The sequence below is a fragment of the Pseudomonas sp. NFPP24 genome, from assembly GCF_900112095.1.
GTDB lineage: Bacteria > Pseudomonadota > Gammaproteobacteria > Pseudomonadales > Pseudomonadaceae > Aquipseudomonas > Aquipseudomonas extremorientalis.
Genome location: NZ_FOKD01000004.1, coordinates 53,353 through 75,159, shown reverse-complemented (window position 1 = coordinate 75,159; position 21,807 = coordinate 53,353). Strand labels below are relative to the sequence as shown.

The window sequence follows — 21,807 nt, the reverse complement described above, 5'->3', positions numbered from 1 at the left end:
GGAAACCTCAATGAAAACCCTGACTATGACCCTCGCCGCCCTCAGCCTGAGCGGCCTGAGCAGCCTGGCCCTGGCGGCCGGCAACCCGCTGAGCGTGCATGTGCTGAACCTGGAAAACGGTCTGCCGTCTGCCGGTGTCAACGTCACCCTGGAGCAACACGTAGGCGATCACTGGCAGTCGCTGTCCGAAGGTGTCACCAACCAGCAGGGGCGTATCGCCGAACTGTTCCCGGCCAACCAAGCCATGAAGCCGGGCGAGTATCGCGTGGTGTTCAAGACCGGTGACTACTACAAGAAAGCCAATCGCGAGACGTTTTTCCCGGAAGTCCCGGTAATATTCGAGGTCAAGCAGGCCGACCAGCACTACCACATCCCGCTGCTGCTGAGCCCTTACGGTTTTTCGACGTATCGCGGTTCCTAGCCAGCCCCCGCGGCCTGCCGCAAGCGCGGCAGGTCGAGCACTTCAATCGCGCCGTAACTCAGCTTGATGATCTCCTGCTGCTCTAACGCCTTAAGCAAACTGTTGGTGGTCTGGCGCGACAGGCTCAGCATCGCGGCCAGATCTTCCTGGGGCAGTTGCAGGACGCGACGGGAATGCTCTATCTCGCCGTACCCGCCGGCAATCATCAGCAGCCGGTGAGCGATACGTGTCGACGCCGGCATCAGGCTCATCTGTTCGATATTGATCAGCGACAGGCGCAACTTCTGGCTCATCAACAACGCCATGTCGCGCCAATACACCGGGCTTTGGTCAAGAATCTCGAGCATCGCCGATTGCGGTACCTGCAACAGCGTGCACGGCCCAACCGACAAGGCGTCGTGGGTACGTGGCAAACCATCGAACAGGCAGATCTCGCCGAACCAGTAAGGCGTTTCAACCAGGCTCAGAATAGCTTCCTTGCCCTGCGCATTGACCGCGCTGACCCGCACCGCCCCCTCCAATACCGCATACACCCCACAGGGCGGATCACCGCGCCGGAACAGGTACTGCCCCGCCGTCAGCTGACGCAGCCGAGCCGCCGCCAGCAAACTATCCTGTAGCGGTACAGGCAGGTGGCTGAACCACTGGCCGGTGGCCAATCGGGCATGCCAGGTTGCCGCAATCATGAGAACTCCAGAGATTGTCGCCCAGTTGACAGTCAGTCGCTGGCTGACGGGAGATGATCAAACATCCTACAGGAGGAATAACAATGAAAAGCCTCATCGACCACCTCAGTCAATATGCCGCGTACCACCGCGACCCGCGCAATATCGCCAGCCACTTTGTCGGCATTCCACTGATTGTGGTGGCAGTGGCCGTGCTGTTGTCACGCCCCGAATGGGCCGTCGCTGGCCTATGGATCTCACCCGCCGTTCTTCTCGCGCTGTTCTCTGCGTGGTTTTACCTGCGCCTGGAATTGGCCCTGGGCGTGTTGATGACCGTGCTGATGGGCCTGTCGTTATGGGCCGGGCACGTGCTGGCGGCGCAGAGCACGCTGGTGTGGCTCAGCAGCGGCATTGGCCTGTTCGTGGTGGGTTGGGTGATTCAGTTTGTCGGGCATTACTACGAAGGACGCAAGCCGGCGTTTGTGGATGACGTCTCGGGATTGATCGTGGGGCCATTGTTCGTGGTGGCCGAACTGGCATTCCTGTTGGGGTTGCGGCATGACCTCAAGCAGCAGATCGAGGAGCGCTCGGGGCCGGTGGTTCGACGCGATCTGAAGCCGAGAGAGGCCTAAATGTGGGAGGGGGCTTGCCCCCGATGGCGGTGTTTCAGTGACATGTTTATCAACTGACCCACTGCTATCGGGGGCAAGTCGAATCGTCGCACCGCCCCTCCCACATTGGCACCGTTTCACAGTGCGGGGTTATCAGGCTTTCTGCCAGACCTTGGGCTTGAAGAACAGCGTCTCGCCCCGCGCCAGGCCAGTCAGGCTGTCGTGGTCTTTCACCACTTCCGCTTCGATCAGCTCGCTCTGGCCTTCCACCTTCAACGTCACACGGGTGGTAGCGCCGAGCGGACGGATATCCCGCACTTCAGCAGCATGGTGGTCTTCCAGCTCATGCCGCGACAACGACACTTCGTGGGGACGGAACAGCACGTGTTTGTCTTCACCCAGGTGCAGGCGGTTCGAATCACCCAGGAAGTGATAAACGAAATCGCTCGCCGGGTTTTCGTAGACGTCACCCGGTGAGCCGATCTGCTCGATCACACCCTTGTTCATCACCACGATGCGGTCGGCGACTTCCATGGCCTCTTCCTGGTCGTGGGTCACGAACACCGACGTCAGGTTGATGTCTTCGTGCAGACGCGCCAGCCAGCGACGCAGCTCTTTACGCACCTTGGCGTCGAGGGCGCCGAAGGGTTCATCCAGCAGCAATACTTTCGGCTCCACCGCCAGGGCGCGGGCCAGGGCGATACGTTGGCGCTGGCCACCGGAGAGCTGCTCCGGGTAGCGGTCCGACAACCAATCCAGTTGCACCATGTTCAGCAATTCGTGGACCTTGACCGCGATCTGGCTTTCGCTCGGGCGCTGGTTCTTCGGCTTCATGCGCAGGCCGAACGCCACGTTGTCGAACACGGTCATGTGACGGAACAACGCATAGTGCTGGAACACGAAGCCGACGTTGCGATCGCGCACGTCGTGGCCGGAGACGTCTTCACCGTGAAACACGATGCTGCCGTCATCCGGGGTTTCCAGGCCGGCGATGATGCGCAGCAAGGTGGTCTTGCCGCAGCCGGACGGGCCGAGCAAGGCCACCAGCTCGCCACTCTGGATGTCCAGGTTGATGCTGTTCAGGGCCTTGAAGGCATTGAAGTTCTTGCTGACATTACGGACTTCGATCGACATGACTTATTCCTCAGCCGCACCGGCGCGCAGGCGGTTAATACGGTTCTCGCTCCACTGCTTGAGCAGCAGGATGAAGAGCGCCAGGATCAGCAGCAGACTCGCCACCGCAAACGCGGCAACGTGGTTGTATTCGTTGTAGAGAATCTCGACGTGCAGCGGCAGGGTGTTGGTCACGCCGCGAATGTGGCCGGACACCACCGACACCGCGCCGAACTCTCCCATGGCCCGTGCGGTACACAGCACCACGCCGTAGATCAGGCCCCATTTGATATTCGGCACGGTCACATGCCAGAACATCTGCCAGCCATTGGCACCGAGCAGGCGCGCGGCCTCTTCTTCCTGGGTGCCCTGCTCCTGCATCAGCGGGATCAGTTCACGGGCCACGAAAGGCACGGTGACGAAGATGGTCGCCAGCACGATGCCGGGCAAGGCGAACACGATCTGGATGTCGTGGTCCTGCAACCACGGGCCAAAGAAGCCCTGGGCGCCGAACATCAACACATAGACCAGGCCGGCGATCACCGGCGATACCGAGAACGGCAGGTCGATCAGCGTCACCAGGATGCTTTTGCCACGGAACGAGTACTTGCTCACGCACCACGCGGCGCTGACGCCGAACACCAGGTTGAGCGGCACCGAGATCACCACGGCGATCACCGTGAGTTTCAACGCCGACAGCGCGTCCGGTTCGAGGATCGCGGTGAAGAATGCGCCGAGGCCGTTCTTCAGGCCCTGGGTCACCACGATAAACAGCGGCAACAACAGGAACAGGGCGAACACCAGCCAGCCAAGGCCGATCAGGATGCGTCGCGACGCGGCGCTGCCACGGCGGGCAGCGTTGGCCGAGGACGCGGCGGAAATAGACGATTGGGACATGTTCCGCGCCTCCTTATGGACGTTCGATGCGCCGCTGCAACAGGTTGATCAGCAGCAGCAGGACAAAGGAAACCACCAGCATCAATACGCCAATGGATGTGGCGCCGCGGTAGTCGTACTGGTCGAGCTTGACCATGATCAGCAACGGCAGGATCTCGGTTTTCATCGGCATGTTGCCGGCAATGAAAATCACCGAACCGTACTCACCGACACCACGGGCGAACGCCAACGCGAAACCGGTCAACCAGGCGGGCAGGAGCGCCGGCACCAGGATGTGACGGAACACCTGCAACGGCTTGGCGCCCAGGCAGGCGGCGGCTTCTTCTACTTCCCGGGGGATATCGGCCAACACCGGCTGTACCGTGCGCACCACGAACGGCAGGGTGACGAAGGTCAGCGCCAGGGTGATACCCAGCGGGGTGTAGGCGATCTTGAAGCCCAGGTCGGCGGCGAACTGACCAACCAGGCCGGTAGGCGTGTACAGCGCGGTCAGTGCGATGCCGGCAACAGCGGTGGGCAACGCGAACGGCAAGTCGATCATCGCATCGATGACCTTGCGGCCGAGGAAGGTGTAGCGCACCAGCACCCAGGCCAGCAGCGTGCCGATCACGCCATTGATCAACGCTGCGTACAGTGCGGTGCTGAAGCTCAGTTGCAACGCCGCCAGCACACGCGGTGCGGAGATGATGTTCCAGAACTGATCCCAGGTGAGTTGAGCGGCGTGTACAAACATCGCCGCCAGGGGGATGAGTACGATCAGGCTGAGGTACACCACGGTGTAGCCCAGCGTCAGCCCGAAGCCGGGTATGACGGGGGAGATACGACGCGACATAAGAGTCCTTGGTCAAAGGGTAGAAACCACTGTAGGAGCGCGCTTTTCTGTGGGAGCCGGGCTTGCCCGCGATGCAGGCACCACGGTGTATCAGTCACACCGCAGTGATGCTATCGCAGGCAAGCCAGCTCCCACAGAAAAGCGAGCCCCTACAGGTATTTTGGCTTACTGCGCCGTGTAGATCTGGTCGAACACGCCACCGTCGTTGAAGAATTTCGGTTGGGCAGTTTTCCAGCCGCCGAAGTCTTTGTCGATAGTCACCAGGTCCAGTTTCGGGAACTGCTGGGCGTATTTGGCGGCCACTTTTGCATCGCGTGGGCGGTAGAAGTTCTTCGCCGCAATCTCCTGGCCGGCCGGGCTGTACAGGTGTTTCAGGTATTCAGTGGCGATTTCGGTGTTGCCCTTTTTCTCGGCGTTCTTGTCGACCACGGCAACCGGTGGTTCGGCGAGGATGGACAGGGACGGCACGACGATGTCGAACTTGTCGGCGCCACCGTCTTCCTTCAGTGCCAGGAACGCCTCGTTTTCCCAGGCCAGCAACACGTCACCCTGACCGTTGTTGACGAAGGTGATGGTCGAGCCGCGAGCACCGGTGTCCAGCACCGGCACGTGCTTGAACAGCTCCTTCACGTATTCCTGGGCCTTGGCTTCGCTGCCGCCGGCCTTGAGGCCATAGGCCCAGGCGGCGAGGAAGTTCCAACGGGCGCCGCCGGAGGTTTTCGGGTTCGGGGTGATCACGGACACGTCTTTCTTGATCAAGTCGCCCCAATCCTTGATGCCTTTTGGGTTGCCCTTGCGCACCAGGAACACGATGGTCGAGGTGTACGGGGTGCTCGCGTCCGGCAGGCGGGTTTGCCAGTTTTCCGGGAGGGTCTTGCCCAGCTTGGCGATTTCGTCGATATCACCGGCCAGCGCCAGGGTGACCACGTCGGCGCGCAGGCCATCGATCACGGCACGGCCCTGCTTGCCCGAACCACCGTGGGATTGCTGGATCTTGACGTTGTCACCCGGGTGGGCCTGTTTCCAGTAGTTGGTGAACTCAGCGTTGTAGTCCTGGTACAGCTCACGAGTAGGGTCGTACGAGACGTTGAGCAACTCGTAGTCCTTGGCAACCGCTGAACCTGCAAACACGGCGCTGGCCAGGGCGGCCAGGGCGTAACGGCGAATCGACGACATAGAAGCTCCTGAAATTCTTTGGGTGTTGGCTTTTTTTATAGTTGCGGGTCTATCGCCGTTCTTGCTCAGCTCGGTTTGTTACCCGGGTTCTGCAGGCGGAATTTTTCCTTGCGTTCAATCTGTACCACTTGGGCGTTGTGCACGGTGATTTCCACTGCGCCAAACCGCAGATCGCGCAAGGCGCTCTGGATCTCACGCAAAATGGCTGCTTCGTCCTGGCCGTCGACGCTACGTAGAGATGCGCTCATGGTCTCGCTCCTGAAATGAATAGTGCCTGGCAGTGGCGGCACTGCTTGCGGCGTGAGGGCGATAGTAGATAAGCGCGGATATTCTTAAAAATACTATTTAAGAATGTTTATATAACCAGAAAGAATTTTCTGGTGGGACGTGGGGTTGCGTGCGGGTTTGGTGCCCAAGTACGTAAATAAAGCCTAGAGAAGATCCAAATGTGGGAGCGGGCTTGCCCGCGAAAGCGGTGTGTCAGCTAAAAATGTGTTAACTGATGCACCGCATTCGCGGGCAAGCCCGCTCCCACCTTTTGACTGCATTTCAGGTCAGGATTGGGGGGGCTCGGTGCCAATCAATTTCGTGGGCCGGCACCGGCCGGCCAAACCAATACCCCTGCCCCATATCGCACTGCTGATCCAGCAGAAACCGCGCCTGTTCAACCTGCTCGATTCCCTCTGCATGCACTTGCATGCCCATGCTTTTCGCCAGGGCGATTACCACGCGCACGATCGCTGCATCGTCCTCGTCCCACGGCAAACCGGCAACGAAGCCCTGATCGATCTTGAGCTTCTGCACCGGCAGGCGCTTGAGGCGCAACAGCGAGGAATAACCGGTCCCAAAATCATCGATTGCCAGGCGCAAACCCAGCTCGCGCAGGCGATGCAGTTGTTCCAGGGCCATTTCAGGGTCATCCATCACCGCGCTTTCGGTGACTTCCAGTTCCAGGCAGGCGGGATCCAGACCCGTGTCGTGCAGCACCTGTGCGACCTGCTCGTACAACTCGCGCCGGGCAAACAGGCGGCTGGAGACATTGATGGCGATAAAACTCAGCGGCACCTCATCGGCCAGCCATTGGCACATCTGCCGACAGGCCTGGTCCATGACCCAGGCGTCGATATCGGCAATCAACCCGGTGCGCTCGGCAATCGGGATGAACTCGCCCGGCGGCACCAGACCGCGCTCCGGGTGCTGCCAGCGCACCAGCGCTTCGACGCCGATCAGGCGGCTGCCCTGCAGGTCGTGCACCGGCTGGTAGTAGACGCACAGCTCCTGCTGTTCAAGGGCACGGCGCAGCTCACTGGCGATCTCCACCCGGTTCTGCGCATGGGCGGTCAGTTCTTCGGTGTACAAGGCATAGCTTTCGCGGCCGGCACTCTTGGCCTTGAACAGCGCGGAATCGGCGTTGCGCAACAGCTGTTCGGCGCTCAGGGCGTCGTTGGGGAACAGGCTGATGCCAATGCTGGCGCTGATAAACAGCTGATGGCCGTCGAAGATGAACGGTTGCTTCATCGCATCCAGCATGCGTTGCGCCAAACTGGCCGCTTGCGCCACCTGTGGACAACTTTCCACCAGCACGGCGAACTCATCCCCACCCAGCCGCGCCAGGGTCACGCCTGGGCCGAACAGCGCCTTGAGCCGTTCGCCGACCAGCTTGAGCAACTGGTCGCCAATGTTATGGCCCAGGCTGTCATTGATGATCTTGAAGTGGTCCAGGTCCAGCAACAGCAAGGCGCAACCACGCTTGTGGATTTGTGCCGAAGCCAGCGCCTGTTCGGCACGGTCGGTGAACAGCAGGCGGTTGGGCAGGTCGGTCAGCGGGTCGTGATGGGCGAGGTGAGCCAACTCGTGCTCGGAGTCCTTGATGGCGCTGATATCGGAAAATACCGCGACATAATGGCTGACGTGGCCCTGGTCATCGTGGATCACACGAATGGTTTGCCACTGGGGGTAAATTTCGCCGCTTTTGCGCCGGTTCCAGATTTCACCGCTCCATTCGCCGGTGCGCTCCAGGCTCTGGAACATCTGCTGGTAGAAATGCGACGAATGGCGCCCGGACTTGAACAGGCTGGGCTGCTGGCCCATGACGTCTTCGCGGCTGTAGCCGGTGATCGCCATGAAGGCCCGGTTCACATGCACGATCAGCCCCTGCGCGTCGGTGACCAGCACGCCTTCGCGGGTGCAGTCGAACACGGCGGCGGCCTGGCGCAGGCGTTCGCGGTTTTCCTTCAACGGTTGCTGAAGCTGGCTGGCACGCGCAAATCGGGCGCACATCAGGTAAATCGCCAAGGCGCTGAAGGCCACCCACACATAGCCACGCACTTGCAGCCAGCGTCCCAACTCCCACGGTTCATCGAGAAAGCTGATCAATAAGTGGTTGCTGAGCTGGAGCCACGCGATGGAAACCAGCAGGTATACCAGCCCCACACGCAGGGCACCTCGGTATGAAAACGGCATATGTTCAGTAATCCTTACCAAAAAAACAGAATCGCCCTACAAAGGCTGCGGATTATAGAATAAGAAACATCCAGTCACTCCTATCTGAAAGGGCGGCTGGTTTTCTCTGTAGGCTTAGTGATAATGCGTGAGCTGTTCTTTTCTTTATCTGAGGGCCATACAGCCTATGTGGTACAACGGTTTTCTTGACCTGTCAGCCTGGCAACTGGTGGCAGTCACGCTGTTGATGACCCACGTGACCATTGTTGGGGTCACGGTCTATCTGCACCGTTATTCAGCCCATCGCTCCCTGGAGCTCAATGCCGGCCTGAAACATTTCTTCCGCTTCTGGCTGTGGCTGACCACGGCGCAGAACACCCGCGAGTGGACTGCCATCCACCGCAAGCACCACGCCAAATGCGAAACCGTCGACGACCCGCACAGCCCGGTCATCAAGGGCCTGTCCACCGTGTTGCGCAAAGGCGCCGAGCTGTACCGCGCCGAGGCCGAAAACCCAGAGACCCTGCGTATCTACGGCAAGAACTGCCCGGACGACTGGATCGAACGCAGGCTCTACACCCCCTACCCGCTGCTGGGCGTGGCGATCATGGGGGTGATCGACCTGCTGCTGTTCGGCACCATCGGCATCACCATCTGGGCGATCCAGATGATGTGGATTCCCTTCTGGGCCGCCGGCGTGATCAACGGCCTGGGGCATGCCGTGGGCTATCGCAACTTCGAATGCCGTGACGCGGCCACCAACCTGGTGCCGTGGGGCATCATCGTCGGCGGCGAGGAGCTGCATAACAATCACCATACCTACCCCAACTCCGCCAAACTGTCGGTGAAGAAGTGGGAGTTCGACCTGGGCTGGGCGTGGATCAAGGTGTTCAGCTTCCTGCGCCTGGCCAAGGTGCAGCGTGTCGCCCCCATCGCACACCGCGTGGAAGGCAAGGGCCATCTGGACATGGATACCGCCATGGCGATCCTCAACAATCGTTTCCAGATCATGGCCCAGTACCGCAAGTTGGTGATCGGCCCGCTGGTCAAGCAGGAGCTGGAAAAGGTCGATCACTCGGTGCGCCATCAATTCCACCGCGCCAAGCGCCTGCTGTCGCGGGAAACCAGCTTGCTGGATGACCGCCATCACGTGCGCATCCAGAGCATGCTTGAACACAGCCATGCACTGAAAGTGATCTACGAAAAGCGCCTGGCGCTGCAGCAGATCTGGCTCAAGACCAGCTCCAATGGCCACGATATGCTGGCGGCCATCAAGGAATGGGTGCATGAAGCCGAGGCCAGCGGCATCCAGTCCCTGCGGGATTTTGCGCACCAATTGAAGACTTATTCGCTGCGTCCTGCGGCAGTCTGATGCTGCGGTGGGAGGGCTTGCCCTCCCACCTATCGGCTTTTTGGCGTCATTTACCGGGCACCGGCAATCGGTCCTGTTGACGGAACTTCACTGCAATTCGCCTCTCTCAATGAACACTTCGCCATCATGGTGGCCCCTTGTAGTGACCGCTGCTCCTGTTTGCGGCGCGCCCAGAGAGAGTTGTGCCGATGGTTCACGAAAAGTCCTCCTTAATCGACGCGCCTGCAGCTGAGCATCCCCGCCCAGCGGCGGCGGCGACCCTGCTGGCGCTGGTGCATGCCCAGGGCGAAGTCGAGCGACTGAGCGAACGTGAGCAATTGCTGAGCTCAATGCTGGTCAGCGTGAATGCTGTGCTGTGGGCCATCGATTGGGAAACCCGCCGCGTGCTGTATGTGAGCCCCGCCTACGAACGCGTCTTCGGGCGCTCTGCCGGCCTGCTGCTGGCCGACCACCGGGAGTGGCGCAACAGTATCCACCCCGAAGACCTCGACTACGCCGAATACAGCCTGGCCCGCGTGCTGGAACAGGGCGCCGTGGAAGACCGCGAGTACCGCATCATCACCGCCGACGGGCAGATTCGCTGGTTGAGCGACAAGTGCTACATCAACCAGCAGGTCGAGCCCGGCGAGCCACTGATCGTGGTGGGCATGGCCGAAGACATCACCGAAAAGAAACAGATGGAGCTGGAGCTGCACCGCCTCGCCACCACCGACGTGCTGACCCAGAGCAGCAACCGCCGGCACTTCTTCGAATGCGCCAACCAGGCCTTCGACAGTGCCTGCGCACAAGGTGCCCCGCTGGCCTTTTTGCTGCTGGATATCGATGACTTCAAGGACATCAACGACAGCTACGGCCACCTGGAGGGCGACCAGGTACTGCGGCGTATCGCCGAGAGCGGTCGAGGGGTGCTGCGCCGTGGCGACCTGTTCGGACGCATCGGTGGCGAAGAGTTCGCCGCCGTACTGCCTGGCTGTGCGCCGGAGATGGCGTTGCAGGTGGCCGAGCGCCTGGGCCGGGAGATCCAGGAGCTGAGCTTCAGCTACGAAGGCCAGGCTTTCAGCGTGACCATCAGCCAGGGCCTTGCCAGCCTCACCGAGCGCGACTCGACCCTGGACAGTCTGTTCGCCCGTGCCGATGCGGCCATGTACGAGGCCAAGCGCCTGGGCAAGAACCGTGTGATCGCGGGCTAGGAGTCGACACTGCTCAAATGTGGGAGGGGGCTTGCCCCCGATAGCAGGGGGTCAGCCAGCACATGGGTGACTGATACACTGCCATCGGAGGCAAGCCTCCTCCCACATTAGGATTTGCGTACTCGAGTCAGCTCCGAAAAGCCCAGCTTGAGCAATCGCGCCGTCTTGCCCGCCGCCAGCTCTTCCAAACCTTCATGTTCAGTCAAACGCGCCATCTGCGCCGCCAGATTCACCACCAGCGCATCCCGCGCATACACACCGCCCTCAAGCGAGTAGATCGCCGCAATCAACTGGCGCAGCTCCAGCGGCAAACGCCAACGCGCGCGCAGTGCCGAGCCGTAGGCGGCGCCAAAGGTGTAGAGGGATTCGCCAATCGCTTCGTCATCCAGCTCGCCGCCACCCTGGCGCCAGTCCTCCAGGCAGCGTAACAGCGCAAGGTCGCCCAGCCGATGGAGGATACCCGCGCTGTAGCAGCGCTCGTGATCCAGCTCCAGCATGCGGGCCAGGCGCAGGGCGTAGTCAGCGGTGTCCTGGGATAATTGCCAGTGCCGCTCGGCGTAGGCGACCAGCGCCGGGTCGCTCAGTACCACGTTGTGCTTGAGCGCCAGCCCGAGGATCAGGTTCATGCTTTGCCCCGGCACCAGCTTGTGCAGGGCGCCGGGCAGGGTCTGTACCGGTGCGCCGTGATGGCCTGCACTGTTGGCAGCGGCGATGAGCACGGCAGTGATTTGCGGGTCCATGCGCACCTGGTCTTCCAGATGCTTGAGGTCAAGGCTTTCCGGCCCGAGGCTGTGTTGCACGGCGGCTTTCACATCGACCCGCAAGGGCGCGCCATCGCACACTTCGCGGCGCCGCTCGAGGAACACTGGCAAGGTCATGCCGGGCGCCAGCGGTGGGATCTCGCAGTACACCGTTTCGCCTTCGTTGAGCAGCAGGTCCTGCAGGCGCTGGGTCAGGCCTTCCATGTTCAAGGGTTTGGTCAGGTACGCCGTGGGCGCCAGGGGCAAGGCTTCGCGCACGCTGGCGCTGTCATTGCGACTGCTCAGCAGAATGAACGGCAGAAGCGGCGAGCGGCGCTTATGGCGCACACTGCGCAGCAGGCTCAGGCCATCGATGCCGGGCAACTCCCAATCGGCCAGGATCAGGTCATAGGCCTTATCTCGCAGCAGGGTCGCCGCTTGATGCCCGTGCGCACACACATCCAGCCGCGCATCGCAGCGCACATTCAACAGCACTTGCTTGAGCAGGTCCCGCGACCAAGGGTCCGCCTCGGCAATCAACACGCGGGGTACAGCGGGTAAATCAACAGCAGTCATCCAGCACGCTCCATCGGCAATGCTTGCAACCTTAGTCAATGGAGCCGCCTACGTACAATGAACACGACCTGAATGTGCGGCAATGGGCGTAAAAAAACCCGCCGGAGCGGGTTTTTTTCTGTCGAACAGGTCAACTTTCTCTTACAGCTCGGAGAAGCACTCTTCGATGATCGCCAGGCCTTTGTCCAACTGTTCGTCCGGCGAAGTCAGCGGGACCAGTACGCGCAACACGTTGCCGTAGGTGCCGCAGCTCAGCAGGATCAGACCCTTGTCACGCGCCTTGGCCACCACGGAAGCAACAGCCGCCGCATTTGGCTTGTGGGTGTCGCCGTCATCGAACAGCTCGACCGCGATCATCGCGCCCAGGGCACGTACTTCGCCGATCACCGGATACTTGGCCTGGATGGCTTTGAGACCGGTCACCAGACGCTCGCCAACTGCCTTGCAGCGGTCCAGCAGGTGCTCTTCTTCGAACACTTCCATCACCGCCAGCGCAGCTGCGCAAGCGATCGGGCTACCGGCGTAGGTGCCGCCCAGGCCGCCTGGCGCGATGGCGTCCATGTATTCAGCCTTGCCGCACACACCGGCCAGCGGGAAACCGCCGGCGATGGATTTGGCAAAGGTGGTCAGGTCGGCGGCAACGCCCATCTGTTCCATGGCGAAGAAGGTACCGGTACGGCCGGCGCCGGTTTGCACTTCGTCGGCGATCAGCAGGATGCCGTGCTTGTCGCACAGTTCGCGCAGGCGCTTCATGAAGGATTTCGGCGCGACGTAGAAACCGCCTTCGCCCTGCACCGGCTCGATGATGATGGCAGCGATATCACGCGGCTCGGCATCGTTCTTGAAGATGCGTTCGATGCTCGCGATGGCGTCGTCGTCGCTCACACCATGCAATTCGTTCGGGAACAGCGCGCGGAACACGCCGCCTGGCATCAGGCCCATGCCGGCCGAGTAAGGCACGACTTTACCGGTGAGACCCAGGGTCATCATGGTGCGGCCGTGGTAGGCGCCGGTGAAGGCGATCACGCCGGCACGGCCCGTGGCGGCGCGGGCGATTTTCACGGCGTTTTCCACGGCTTCGGAACCGGTGGTGACCAGCAGGGTTTTCTTGGCGAAATCGCCTGGGACCTTGGCGTTCACTTTCTCGCACAGTTCCACGTAAGGCTCATAGGCCAATACCTGGAAGCAGGTGTGAGTCAGCTTGTTCAGCTGCTCGGTCACAGCGGCGATGATCTTCGGGTGCACGTGGCCGGTGTTCAGCACGGCGATGCCGCCGGCGAAATCGATGAACTCGCGACCTTCAACGTCGGTCACGGTGGCGTTCTTCGCGGATTCGGCGAAGATCGGGTGAATCTGGCCAACACCGCGCGGTACAGCGGCTTCGCGGCGTTTCATCAGGGATGCGTTGGTCTTGCTCATAAAGTCCTCATTCGCCACTCATCGGGTGGCGTGGTCCAAGGAATACGTGGCGGGGAGGCAACTACGGCAGCATGCGATGATCGACTGCCACAGCTTTCCCGGCCACTACGAATTACGCGGTGAAACACGCAAAGGGTCAGCGCTCTCGTGCCCTTTGCGTTTGCTGCAAGCTCTTGCCGGGTCAGATGCCCAGGCAGAGGTATTTGATTTCCAGGTAATCCTCGATCCCGTACTTGGAACCTTCACGGCCCAGGCCCGAGGCCTTGATGCCGCCGAACGGCGCCACTTCGTTGGAGATCAACCCGGTATTGACGCCGACCATGCCGTACTCCAGCGCCTCAGCCACACGGAACACACGGCCCAGATCGCGGGCATAGAAGTAGGACGCCAGGCCGAACTCGGTGTCGTTGGACATCGCGATTACTTCGGCTTCGTCTTTGAAGCGGAACAGCGGCGCCAGTGGGCCGAAGGTTTCTTCCTTCGCCACAGCAGCGTTTTTCGGCACGTCAACCAGAATGGTCGGCTCGAAGAAGTTACCTTCCATCACTTTGCCACCGGCCAGCAGCTTGGCGCCTTTGCTCAGGGCGTCAGCGATGTGTTCCTGCACCTTGGCCACGGCTTTCTCGTCGATCAGCGGGCCAGTGGTGGTGCCTTCTTCCAGACCGTTACCGATCTTCAATTTGGCCACCGCCACTTTCAGCTTCTCGGCGAACGCGTCGTACACCGAGTCCTGGATGTACAGGCGGTTGGCGCAGACGCAGGTCTGGCCGTTGTTGCGGTACTTGGAGATGATCGCGCCTTCGACGGCCTTATCCAGATCGGCGTCGTCGAACACGATGAACGGGGCGTTACCGCCCAATTCCAGGGAAACTTTCTTGATGTCCTTGGCGCATTCGGCCATCAACTGGCGACCGATTTCGGTCGAGCCGGTGAAGGACAATTTACGCACGATCGGGTTGCTGGTCAGCTCACCGCCGATGTCGCCGGCACTGCCGGTGACCACGCTCAACACGCCTTTCGGGATACCGGCACGGTGCGCCAGTTCAACCAGGGCCAGGGCCGAGAACGGGGTTTGCGAAGCAGGCTTGATCACCATGGTGCAACCGGCGGCCAGGGCCGGGCCGGCTTTACGGGTGATCATCGCGGCCGGGAAGTTCCACGGGGTGATCGCGGCGGTCACGCCGATCGGCTGCTTGATCACGATCAGGCGCTTGTCCGGCTGGTGGCCCGGGATCACATCGCCGTAGATGCGCTTGGCTTCTTCGGCGAACCACTCGATAAAGGAGGCGGCGTAGACGATTTCACCCTTGGCTTCGGCCAGTGGCTTGCCTTGCTCGAGGGTCATCAGGCGACCGAGGTCTTCCTGGTTTTCGATCAGCAGTTCGAACCAACGACGCAGCTTGTTCGCGCGCTCCTTGGCGGTCAGTGCACGCCAGGCCGGCAGGGCCTTGTCGGCGGCTTCGATGGCGCGGCGGGTTTCAGCGGCGCCCATCTTCGGCACGGTGCCAAGAATCTCGCCCGTGGCCGGGTTGTTGACCTTGATGGTCTGACCGTTGTCCGCATCGACCCAAGCGCCATCGATAAAGGCTTGCTGGCGGAACAACTGGGTATCTTTGAGCTGCATGTCGGGTTTCCTTAACAGCACCGCGCGCACGCGGAGCGAATTAGAGTTGTTGAAAGGCGCCTTGTGGGCTGCCGTCAGGGAAATCAGCCCCAGCACGCGGGATAGGTGAATAGCGCGCGGGAGACAGAGCGTTTGAAATCTCAAACGAATCCTAGGATCAATGGGGGTACAGGGCAATAGTCTGTTCGAAAAAAAGAACGAAAACGGCGCTTTTAGTCGATCTTTCTGATCAACGTCGTTGGGCCGGATTCTGCCCTTCTGATGGGTGGCGCCCGGCCTAGGGCCTTTATGCAGCGAATTCCTACGCTTGAACGCCCAAAGACCAGCATGGACGCCCAAGGTCGACATGGGTATGATGTCGCCCGCACAAGCATCCGTAGCTCAGCTGGATAGAGTACTGCCCTCCGAAGGCAGGGGTCGTGGGTTCGAATCCCGCCGGGTGCACCAGATACAATGAGAAAGCCCCAGGTCGAAAGGCCTGGGGCTTTTTTGTGGGCGTGGGGCAAAGACCGCATCGCCCGCCCTTCGCTTCAAACCCGGGCAGGCGACACAATGATTTTCACATTATGTTCTTTGTTTTTGACCAGTTCCTCGAAGCCCTGCCCCACGATCTGCTCCAACTGAATGCGCCCTGTCACCAGTGGCGTGATGTCCAGCCGCCCGTCCGCGATAAATGCGATCACGTCAGCGAACTCTCCGTTGTAGGCCAGCGCGCCCATTACCTGTTTTTCCGTGGCCACCAACTCGAAGAAGTTGAATTCGCTGGGCTCCTCGAAGATGCCCACCAGTACGCACTTGCCGGCCTTGCGGATCAGGTCGATGGCCAGTTTGGCGGTGTGTTTGTTACCGATGCATTCGAAACTGACATCCGCCCCGAGCCCGCCGGTCAGGCGGCGGACTTCGGCCAGGGCATCGCATTGATTGGGATCGAGCACGTGGGTCGCTCCCACTTCCAGCGCCTTGGCCTTGCGTGCTCCGGACATCTCCAGCGCGATCACCTGAGCAGCACCGGCGGCCTTGGCGCACATGATGGTGCACAGGCCAATGGTGCCCGCGCCGACCACCACCACGTTTTGCCCCAGCAGGCTTCCGGCTTTTTTCACCGCGTGCATGCCTACTGCCAGAGGTTCGATCAGTGCCCCGGCTTCAGCCGGAAAGTTCGCCGGCAACTTGTACAACAGGTTGGCGGGCACGTTGACCCATTCGGCAAAGGCACCGTTGTTCATCAGCCCGGTGAAGGCCAGGTTTTCGCAAATGTTGTACAGCCCGTGGGTGCAGTAGTAGCACGTGCCGCAATGCTGGCAGGCATCGGCTGCCACCGACTCGCCCACGCTGAAGCCCTGCACCCCGGCACCGAGCTCGACGATTTCGCCACAAAACTCATGACCGAGAATGCACTGGCCCTTAATGCCGGTCAGCGGGTGCGGCGCATCAACCGGTATGAACACCGGACCGGCCACGTACTCGTGCAGATCGGACCCGCAAATGCCGCACCATTGCACTCGGATCTGCACCCAACCCGCAGGGGGCGAAACGGGCAGCGGCACATCTTCGACGCGGATATCGTTACGGCCGTGCCATACAGCGGCACGCATGCTGCGTTGCGAATTGCTCGAGAGGCTCATGGCGCTTTTCTCCTTGAAGCGGATGGCACTGGCGTGCCGGGCGGTTTACCAGTGCCAGAGCAAGGCCAGTGCCAGCTGCGCGAAAACGCCTGGACACGCCTTTCATAGAGCGTCCGAAGAAAACCCGAGGGTAGCCGGCATCGAGCTCAAATGAGATCCGTGATGCCAGATCGCAAGCGGCGGCCATGAGACCGTGAGACATCGCGTCTCACGGCCTTTGTGGATCAACGCTTTTGCAACGCCTCCAAACGCGCCGGCAAGTCTTCGTCAGGGAAACGCGCATGCAATGCCAGCAGTTCTTCATCCGCGGCTTTGCTTTCACCGGCTTCACGCAAGCGCACAATCTTCTGCAACCCCTCCTCTAACGAAGGCAACACCACCGGCGCACGCTTGCTGAGTTTGGCGCCGGACTCCTCCGCCATCGAGCCCATGACCTGCGCACTCTCTGCCTGGGGCGCGGCGGCCATTCGGGCGACGGGGGCAGGCGCGGACATCGCGGGTGCAGCGGGACGCGGTGCTTCGTCGCGAAGCGCGGAGAAGGTCGCGGTGGAAACGTCGGGTTGCGGCACGGGCGAGCGCATCACCACGCCGATCATCAGGGCCAACCCTGCAACGGTGGCGAATGCCATCTGCCAGCGCGGCCGTTGGCAGGCTTGCAGCCAGCGTTGCCACAGGTTCGGCTGCGGCGCCGAGGCTTCACGGCGGGCTGCGTTGAGGATGAAGGCGTCGAGGGACGCCGGCGGCTCGACGGGGCTGTGTTGACGATAGTGCTGGAGCAATTCGTCGTCGGAATCGGGAGTGTTTCGGGAGTCGATCATGCGGGTATCTCCTCGGCCAGCAGGCGGCGCAGTTTCTGCTGGGCGTAACGCAGGCGGCTTTTCACGGTTTCCAGCGGGGCGTTGGTGAGGGCGGCGATTTGCGGCACTTCGAGGTCGCCGTGCAGGCGCAGCAGGAAGACTTCGCGCTGGTCTTCGGGCAGGTCTTGCAGCGCGGCATCGAGGCGCGCCTGGTCGCGGCTCAGGCTCAGTTGCTGCTCGGGGCCGGCGCTGTCGTCGGCCTGGGCATGCAGTTGTTCGTCGTAGCTGTCGTGCAAGGGGTTGTGGACGCCGTGCTTGCGCCAGTGGTCGATCAGGCGGTTGCGGGCGATCTGGAACAGCCAGGTGCGAAAGCTCGCCCGGCCTTGTGGCTGGGTGGCGCTGCGGATCAGGCTGAGCCAGGTCTCCTGGTAGATTTCCTCGGCCAGTTCGGGCTTGTTGCTCAGGGACACAAGGAATCGGTACAGGCCCTGGCGGTGCCGCGCGTACAAGGCTTCGAACGCGGCGCTGTCACCGGTGCGGTAGCGGGCCAGCAGCGATTCGTCGCTGGGTAGATCATCTGGAACAGCCATGTAGGGGGCGAACTCCTTTTTATCAGCCGAAGCTGGTCTAACTGTGGGAGGGGGCTTGCCCCCGATAGCAGTGGGTCAGTAGCACACTTGATGCTGATACACCGCCATCGGGGGCAAGCCCCCTCCCACATTCGATTGTTGTCATGGCTGTGATCAGGGTTTGAGGCTTTGGGCCAACTCCACCAGTTGCACGAATTCATTGCGCAGGCCAAACGGATCATCGCCTCGGGCCGAGCGGGCCAGTGCAGCGGTGTCCTGCAGGCTCATGCTGCCAGTGTAGCGGCCATCACCCTTGAGCTGTTGGGCAAAGGCCGCCACTGCCGCCGCAAAGCGCAGGTCATCGCTGGCCTTGGTGGGCTCTTGGCTGATGGGCCTTTCGATCAGTTGGCTGGCACCGCCCGCAGCAGGTTTGTAGCGCACCCGCAGCATCGCCAGTTCAGCGGATCGATCCCCGGTCACAGGCGCAGTGGCATAGCGCAAAGGTTCCAACCACCCCTTCTCGCCTTTCGGCACAATTTCGTACAGTGCCGTGACCGTATGCCCTGCGCCAATTTCACCGGCGTCGACTTTGTCGTTATTGAAATCCTCACGTTTCAAGGCGCGGTTTTCATAGCCCAGCAGGCGATATTCACTGACCTGCGCCGGGTTGAATTCCACCTGCAACTTCACATCGCGCGCCACCACCGCCAGGGTCGAGCTGAGTTGGTCCACCAGCACTTTGCGCGCTTCGCGCAGGTTGTCGATGTAGGCGTAATTGCCGTCGCCGGCATCGGCCAGTTGTTCCATCAGGTGTTCGTTGTAGTTATCCACACCGAAGCCCAGGGTAGTAAGGGACACGCCGCTTTTGCGCTGCTCTACCGCCATCTGTTTGAGGCTGTCGAAATCACTGATGCCCACGTTGAAGTCACCGTCGGTCGCCAGCAGGATGCGGTTGATGCCCTTGTCGATAAAGCCTTCGCGGGCCATCTGGTAGGCCAGTTCGATGCCGGAAGCGCCCGCCGTGGAGCCACCGGCGGTGAGTTGATCGATGGCGTTGCGGATCTTGACCTTGTCGCGCCCGGAGGTGGGCTTGAGCACCACACGGGATTCACCGGCGTAGACCACCAGCGAAACACGGTCCTGCTCACGCAACTGATCCACCAGCAATTTCAGCGTGCTTTTCACCAGCGGCAAGCCTTCGCGGCGGTCCATGGAGCCGGACACATCCACCAGGAACACCAGGTTGGCCGGTGCCAATTGCGCCACGGCACGGTCGGACGCCTTGATGCCGATGCGCAGCAACTGGGTATGCGGGTTCCACGGTGTGGCAGCGACTTCGGTGGTCACGCCAAAAGGTGAGCCGTCGGTGGGCAGCGCGTAGTGGTAGGGGAAATAGTTGACCATCTCCTCCAGTCGCACGGCGCCTTCGGGCGGTAGGCTGCCTTGGTTGAGGAAACGCCTGACGTTGGCGTAGCTGCCGGTATCGACGTCGACGCTGAAGGTGGACACCGGCGTCTCGGCCACGCGATGCACCGGGTTGTCCGGCAGATTTGCGTATTGTTCACGGGGTTCGCTGCGGTAGTCCATCACGGCTGACTCCTGCATATGCATCGGTGCAGGCATTGCCATGCGTTTGACCAAAGCACCCTGGGGTGACGCGCTTTGCAGCTCGGCGACGGGCTCGGCCGGCTTGGCCAACTCAGGGGATGAGGACAGCCCACAACCGGCCAACGCCACCACCATGGTAACGGCAAAGCCTTGGGCGGCAGGACGCAGGAAAAACAGAGGGTGGGACATGGGCTGAACCTCGTGAATGAATGATCCGTTCACAAGGTCAGACGCGAGGTGTGGAATGTTCGGGTTAACCCTGATTCAAATAACAGTCCAACTGTGGGAGGGGGCTTGCCCCCGATGGGGTGGGTCAGTCAAACATGGACTGACTGATCTACCGCTATCGGGGGCAAGCCCCCTCCCACATTTGGACCGTGGTGCTCTCAGAATCCGGATATCAGTCCGTGCCGTATTTGGGGTTACGCGGACCGTACAGGATCCCCGCACGTTGCCCCGGTGACAGCAGGCGCGCACTGGTGATACCGGCGATCGGGTGCGCCGCATCGGTGGAGCTGTTGATCACCTGCTTGACCGCCGCCGTGATCAGCATGCCGACGAGGCCGCCGCTGTTGTTGTTGCCCTCTTCGCTGGACGCTCGCGCCGAGCCGGTCCACAGGGTGGTGCCGGTACGCAGGTCCACCAGTTTGGCCGAAGCCGTCACGGCAGTGTCACTGGAGATCAGCATGTACTTGGTGCCGTACTCGGTGACGGTGATGTACAGCGCGGCGTCCGCACCAAAGATGTCATGCAGCTTGGTCGGTGGCACGGCCTGGATGTCGTTGGCGGTGGTGAGGCCGTTCTGGCGGAAAGTTTCGTCCACCAGGGCAATCGGCAGCACGTAGTAGCCGGCTTCCGCCAACGGGTAGGTCACTTGCGAGACCAGGCTGTAGGAAGCCTGCACTTCCGGCGATTCATTGAGCGGCGGCAGTACCAGGATCGACTTCGGTCGTGCCTGCTTGTACGCCGTGTAATCAATGGTCTTGGGGGCTGCGCAACCGCCGAGCAGGGCCAGGGCCAGCAAGGCGCCCGTGAGTTTCAACAGGCTCATTTAGTGGCGACTCCGGTCTTGGCGTTTTTCAGCAGAAAGTCCATGTACGAGGCGGATTCAGGGAACAGCGCCTTCTCGGTGCGGAACTCCTGCACCATCTGGTCATCCTTGCCCATGCTCAGATACAGCATGCCCAGGTGGGCGTGATAACCCGGCGGGGCCTTGCGGCCGCTGGCGTTGATCTTCTGCAGATCGCGCTCCAGCGCCTCGACCTGCGCCTCCTTGGGCTCACCCTTGAAGTATTCATAAACCTGCGGCTGGTAGCTTTCCCATTGATACAGGGGTTGGGGCGCCGTCTGGCACCCGGCGACCGTCGCCACTGCTGTCAGCATCAGGGCCAACTTGACTGCCTTGCTCATCCTTGTACTGCTCCTTGAGGTGCTGCTGATCAGTTGCGCGGGTTCCAGGCGCCGGCATTGATGCCGTCGACGAGGCGGTTGATGGCTTCGCGCATGGCCAGGTCGAGGACCTTGCCATTTAGGGTGGAGTCGTAGCTGGCGGTGCCGCCGAAGCCGACCACTTCACGGTTGGACAGCGCGTACTCACCGGCGCCCTGGGTGGAATACACCACTTCGGAGGTGCTGATGTTGACGATATTCAACGCGACTTTGGCGTAGGCCACTTGGGTCTTGCCACGGCCGAGAATGCCGAACAGTTGGCGGTCGCCGGTTTCCTTGCGGCCGAACTCGGTCACGTCGCCGGTCACCACGTAGTCAGCGCCCTTAAGCTTCTGCACGGTGCCTTTGATCGCGGCTTCCTGGGAGATTTCGCCCATGTTGTCGCGGTCCAGCACGCTGAAGCGGTTGGTCTGCTGCAGGTGGGTGATCAGGATGGTCTTGGCCTGGCCGCCGAGGCGGTCGACGCCGTCGGAGAAGATGCCGCGCATGTAGCTGGAGCGGTTGTCGAACTTGCCTACGGCAATCGGCACGCGCACGCCGGAATAAGCGACGTTGGCGCTGGCGACTTGTTCCACCGGCATCGCGCGGTTGCTCTCCGTGGCACAACCGGCCACGGTCAGCAGCGCTGCGGCGGTGAAGCCGGACAGCAGGATTTTGGACAGTGTGTTCACAGGGTGCTCC

21 protein-coding genes and 1 tRNA gene are annotated in these 21,807 nt (G+C 61.3%); 5 read left to right on the top strand and 17 right to left on the bottom strand.

The genetic code is table 11. The annotated features are described in order from the left end of the window. Positions 1 to 10: 10 nt before the first annotated feature. Positions 11 to 421, top strand: coding sequence for a hydroxyisourate hydrolase (gene uraH / locus BM026_RS09885; RefSeq protein ID WP_058424846.1), 411 nt, complete (start codon positions 11 to 13; stop codon positions 419 to 421). Here the strand turns inward: uraH and BM026_RS09880 are convergent. Next, the gene (locus tag BM026_RS09880; RefSeq protein ID WP_092248673.1) at positions 418 to 1,107 is read right to left on the bottom strand and encodes a Crp/Fnr family transcriptional regulator; all 690 of its coding nucleotides are present in this window, start codon (positions 1,105 to 1,107) and stop codon (positions 418 to 420) included. The genes uraH and BM026_RS09880 overlap by 4 nt on opposite strands. A gap of 83 nt (positions 1,108 to 1,190) precedes the next feature. Between BM026_RS09880 and BM026_RS09875 the strand changes: the two genes are divergently transcribed. Beyond that, positions 1,191 to 1,718, top strand: a complete 528-nt coding sequence (locus BM026_RS09875; RefSeq protein ID WP_092248675.1) for an Mpo1 family 2-hydroxy fatty acid dioxygenase — start codon at positions 1,191 to 1,193, stop codon at positions 1,716 to 1,718. A 132-nt stretch (positions 1,719 to 1,850) separates the two neighbouring features. Here BM026_RS09875 and BM026_RS09870 read toward each other — a convergent pair whose 3' ends face one another. The 6 genes from BM026_RS09870 to dibA form a co-directional block, all read right to left on the bottom strand. Further along, a complete protein-coding gene (locus BM026_RS09870) occupies positions 1,851 to 2,831 on the bottom strand; it encodes a sulfate/molybdate ABC transporter ATP-binding protein (protein ID WP_034101869.1) in 981 nt (326 codons plus the stop codon). A gap of 3 nt (positions 2,832 to 2,834) precedes the next feature. Further along, positions 2,835 to 3,707 carry a sulfate ABC transporter permease subunit CysW gene (gene cysW, locus BM026_RS09865; RefSeq protein WP_010214166.1) on the bottom strand — a complete coding sequence of 291 codons (873 nt, stop codon included), beginning with the start codon at positions 3,705 to 3,707 and terminating at the stop codon, positions 2,835 to 2,837. A gap of 13 nt (positions 3,708 to 3,720) precedes the next feature. Then, complete coding sequence (gene cysT / locus BM026_RS09860) at positions 3,721 to 4,539, bottom strand: sulfate ABC transporter permease subunit CysT (protein WP_093528330.1); 819 nt, start codon at positions 4,537 to 4,539, stop codon at positions 3,721 to 3,723. Positions 4,540 to 4,704: 165 nt separating this feature from the next. After that, a complete protein-coding gene (locus BM026_RS09855; RefSeq protein ID WP_071489766.1) occupies positions 4,705 to 5,715 on the bottom strand; it encodes a sulfate ABC transporter substrate-binding protein in 1,011 nt (336 codons plus the stop codon). Between the two features lie 65 nt (positions 5,716 to 5,780). After that, the gene (oscA, locus tag BM026_RS09850; RefSeq protein ID WP_003170956.1) at positions 5,781 to 5,963 is read right to left on the bottom strand and encodes a sulfur starvation response protein OscA; all 183 of its coding nucleotides are present in this window, start codon (positions 5,961 to 5,963) and stop codon (positions 5,781 to 5,783) included. A gap of 301 nt (positions 5,964 to 6,264) precedes the next feature. Beyond that, the gene (gene dibA / locus BM026_RS09845; protein ID WP_093121809.1) at positions 6,265 to 8,178 is read right to left on the bottom strand and encodes a phosphodiesterase DibA; all 1,914 of its coding nucleotides are present in this window, start codon (positions 8,176 to 8,178) and stop codon (positions 6,265 to 6,267) included. Between the two features lie 166 nt (positions 8,179 to 8,344). Between dibA and desA the strand changes: the two genes are divergently transcribed. Both desA and BM026_RS09835 read left to right on the top strand, forming a co-directional pair. Continuing rightward, positions 8,345 to 9,529, top strand: a complete 1,185-nt coding sequence (desA, locus tag BM026_RS09840; protein WP_093528327.1) for a delta-9 fatty acid desaturase DesA — start codon at positions 8,345 to 8,347, stop codon at positions 9,527 to 9,529. Between the two features lie 188 nt (positions 9,530 to 9,717). Then, complete coding sequence (locus BM026_RS09835; RefSeq protein ID WP_093121814.1) at positions 9,718 to 10,719, top strand: sensor domain-containing diguanylate cyclase; 1,002 nt, start codon at positions 9,718 to 9,720, stop codon at positions 10,717 to 10,719. Positions 10,720 to 10,826: 107 nt separating this feature from the next. Here BM026_RS09835 and BM026_RS09830 read toward each other — a convergent pair whose 3' ends face one another. The 3 genes from BM026_RS09830 to gabD all read right to left on the bottom strand — a co-directional run bounded on the left by BM026_RS09830 (position 10,827) and on the right by gabD (position 15,078). Continuing rightward, positions 10,827 to 12,035, bottom strand: a complete 1,209-nt coding sequence (locus BM026_RS09830; protein WP_093528324.1) for an HDOD domain-containing protein — start codon at positions 12,033 to 12,035, stop codon at positions 10,827 to 10,829. Positions 12,036 to 12,176: 141 nt separating this feature from the next. Then, the gene (gene gabT, locus BM026_RS09825) at positions 12,177 to 13,454 is read right to left on the bottom strand and encodes a 4-aminobutyrate--2-oxoglutarate transaminase (protein ID WP_092248693.1); all 1,278 of its coding nucleotides are present in this window, start codon (positions 13,452 to 13,454) and stop codon (positions 12,177 to 12,179) included. A 181-nt stretch (positions 13,455 to 13,635) separates the two neighbouring features. Continuing rightward, a complete protein-coding gene (gabD, locus tag BM026_RS09820; RefSeq protein WP_092248696.1) occupies positions 13,636 to 15,078 on the bottom strand; it encodes an NADP-dependent succinate-semialdehyde dehydrogenase in 1,443 nt (480 codons plus the stop codon). 370 nt (positions 15,079 to 15,448) lie between these two features. On the opposite strand from gabD, the gene BM026_RS09815 reads away from it, so the two are divergent. Further along, positions 15,449 to 15,525: transfer RNA gene (locus BM026_RS09815), tRNA-Arg, on the top strand. 83 nt (positions 15,526 to 15,608) lie between these two features. Here BM026_RS09815 and BM026_RS09810 read toward each other — a convergent pair. From BM026_RS09810 to BM026_RS09780, 7 genes are all read right to left on the bottom strand, one after another. Continuing rightward, entirely contained in the window at positions 15,609 to 16,673 is a 1,065-nt protein-coding gene (locus BM026_RS09810) for a 2,3-butanediol dehydrogenase (protein ID WP_231999541.1), read from the bottom strand. Between the two features lie 254 nt (positions 16,674 to 16,927). Next, positions 16,928 to 17,521 carry a hypothetical protein gene (locus BM026_RS09805; protein WP_093513603.1) on the bottom strand — a complete coding sequence of 198 codons (594 nt, stop codon included), beginning with the start codon at positions 17,519 to 17,521 and terminating at the stop codon, positions 16,928 to 16,930. Continuing rightward, positions 17,518 to 18,090 (bottom strand): RNA polymerase sigma factor, encoded by a 573-nt coding sequence (locus BM026_RS09800; RefSeq protein ID WP_093528321.1) that lies wholly within the window; start codon positions 18,088 to 18,090, stop codon positions 17,518 to 17,520. The genes BM026_RS09805 and BM026_RS09800 overlap by 4 nt, the downstream gene beginning before the upstream one ends. 153 nt (positions 18,091 to 18,243) lie before the next feature. Then, on the bottom strand, positions 18,244 to 19,866 hold the full coding sequence (locus tag BM026_RS09795) for a vWA domain-containing protein (RefSeq protein WP_071489757.1): 1,623 nt from the start codon (positions 19,864 to 19,866) through the stop codon (positions 18,244 to 18,246). Between the two features lie 211 nt (positions 19,867 to 20,077). Continuing rightward, a complete protein-coding gene (locus BM026_RS09790) occupies positions 20,078 to 20,728 on the bottom strand; it encodes a DUF799 domain-containing protein (protein ID WP_093528319.1) in 651 nt (216 codons plus the stop codon). Next, the gene (locus BM026_RS09785) at positions 20,725 to 21,087 is read right to left on the bottom strand and encodes a DUF4810 domain-containing protein (RefSeq protein ID WP_025855472.1); all 363 of its coding nucleotides are present in this window, start codon (positions 21,085 to 21,087) and stop codon (positions 20,725 to 20,727) included. The genes BM026_RS09790 and BM026_RS09785 overlap by 4 nt, the downstream gene beginning before the upstream one ends. 29 nt (positions 21,088 to 21,116) lie before the next feature. Further along, the gene (locus BM026_RS09780) at positions 21,117 to 21,797 is read right to left on the bottom strand and encodes a CsgG/HfaB family protein (protein WP_071489756.1); all 681 of its coding nucleotides are present in this window, start codon (positions 21,795 to 21,797) and stop codon (positions 21,117 to 21,119) included. Positions 21,798 to 21,807 lie beyond the last annotated feature (10 nt).

Coding starts and splice junctions, on each gene's coding strand:
- uraH (WP_058424846.1), top strand. CDS start 11: ATGAAAACCCTGACTATGACCCTCGCCGCCCTCAGCCTGAGCGGCCTG.
- BM026_RS09880 (WP_092248673.1), bottom strand. CDS start 1,107: ATGATTGCGGCAACCTGGCATGCCCGATTGGCCACCGGCCAGTGGTTC.
- BM026_RS09875 (WP_092248675.1), top strand. CDS start 1,191: ATGAAAAGCCTCATCGACCACCTCAGTCAATATGCCGCGTACCACCGC.
- BM026_RS09870 (WP_034101869.1), bottom strand. CDS start 2,831: ATGTCGATCGAAGTCCGTAATGTCAGCAAGAACTTCAATGCCTTCAAG.
- cysW (WP_010214166.1), bottom strand. CDS start 3,707: ATGTCCCAATCGTCTATTTCCGCCGCGTCCTCGGCCAACGCTGCCCGC.
- cysT (WP_093528330.1), bottom strand. CDS start 4,539: ATGTCGCGTCGTATCTCCCCCGTCATACCCGGCTTCGGGCTGACGCTG.
- BM026_RS09855 (WP_071489766.1), bottom strand. CDS start 5,715: ATGTCGTCGATTCGCCGTTACGCCCTGGCCGCCCTGGCCAGCGCCGTG.
- oscA (WP_003170956.1), bottom strand. CDS start 5,963: ATGAGCGCATCTCTACGTAGCGTCGACGGCCAGGACGAAGCAGCCATT.
- dibA (WP_093121809.1), bottom strand. CDS start 8,178: ATGCCGTTTTCATACCGAGGTGCCCTGCGTGTGGGGCTGGTATACCTG.
- desA (WP_093528327.1), top strand. CDS start 8,345: ATGTGGTACAACGGTTTTCTTGACCTGTCAGCCTGGCAACTGGTGGCA.
- BM026_RS09835 (WP_093121814.1), top strand. CDS start 9,718: ATGGTTCACGAAAAGTCCTCCTTAATCGACGCGCCTGCAGCTGAGCAT.
- BM026_RS09830 (WP_093528324.1), bottom strand. CDS start 12,035: ATGACTGCTGTTGATTTACCCGCTGTACCCCGCGTGTTGATTGCCGAG.
- gabT (WP_092248693.1), bottom strand. CDS start 13,454: ATGAGCAAGACCAACGCATCCCTGATGAAACGCCGCGAAGCCGCTGTA.
- gabD (WP_092248696.1), bottom strand. CDS start 15,078: ATGCAGCTCAAAGATACCCAGTTGTTCCGCCAGCAAGCCTTTATCGAT.
- BM026_RS09810 (WP_231999541.1), bottom strand. CDS start 16,673: ATGCGTGCCGCTGTATGGCACGGCCGTAACGATATCCGCGTCGAAGAT.
- BM026_RS09805 (WP_093513603.1), bottom strand. CDS start 17,521: ATGATCGACTCCCGAAACACTCCCGATTCCGACGACGAATTGCTCCAG.
- BM026_RS09800 (WP_093528321.1), bottom strand. CDS start 18,090: ATGGCTGTTCCAGATGATCTACCCAGCGACGAATCGCTGCTGGCCCGC.
- BM026_RS09795 (WP_071489757.1), bottom strand. CDS start 19,866: ATGTCCCACCCTCTGTTTTTCCTGCGTCCTGCCGCCCAAGGCTTTGCC.
- BM026_RS09790 (WP_093528319.1), bottom strand. CDS start 20,728: ATGAGCCTGTTGAAACTCACGGGCGCCTTGCTGGCCCTGGCCCTGCTC.
- BM026_RS09785 (WP_025855472.1), bottom strand. CDS start 21,087: ATGAGCAAGGCAGTCAAGTTGGCCCTGATGCTGACAGCAGTGGCGACG.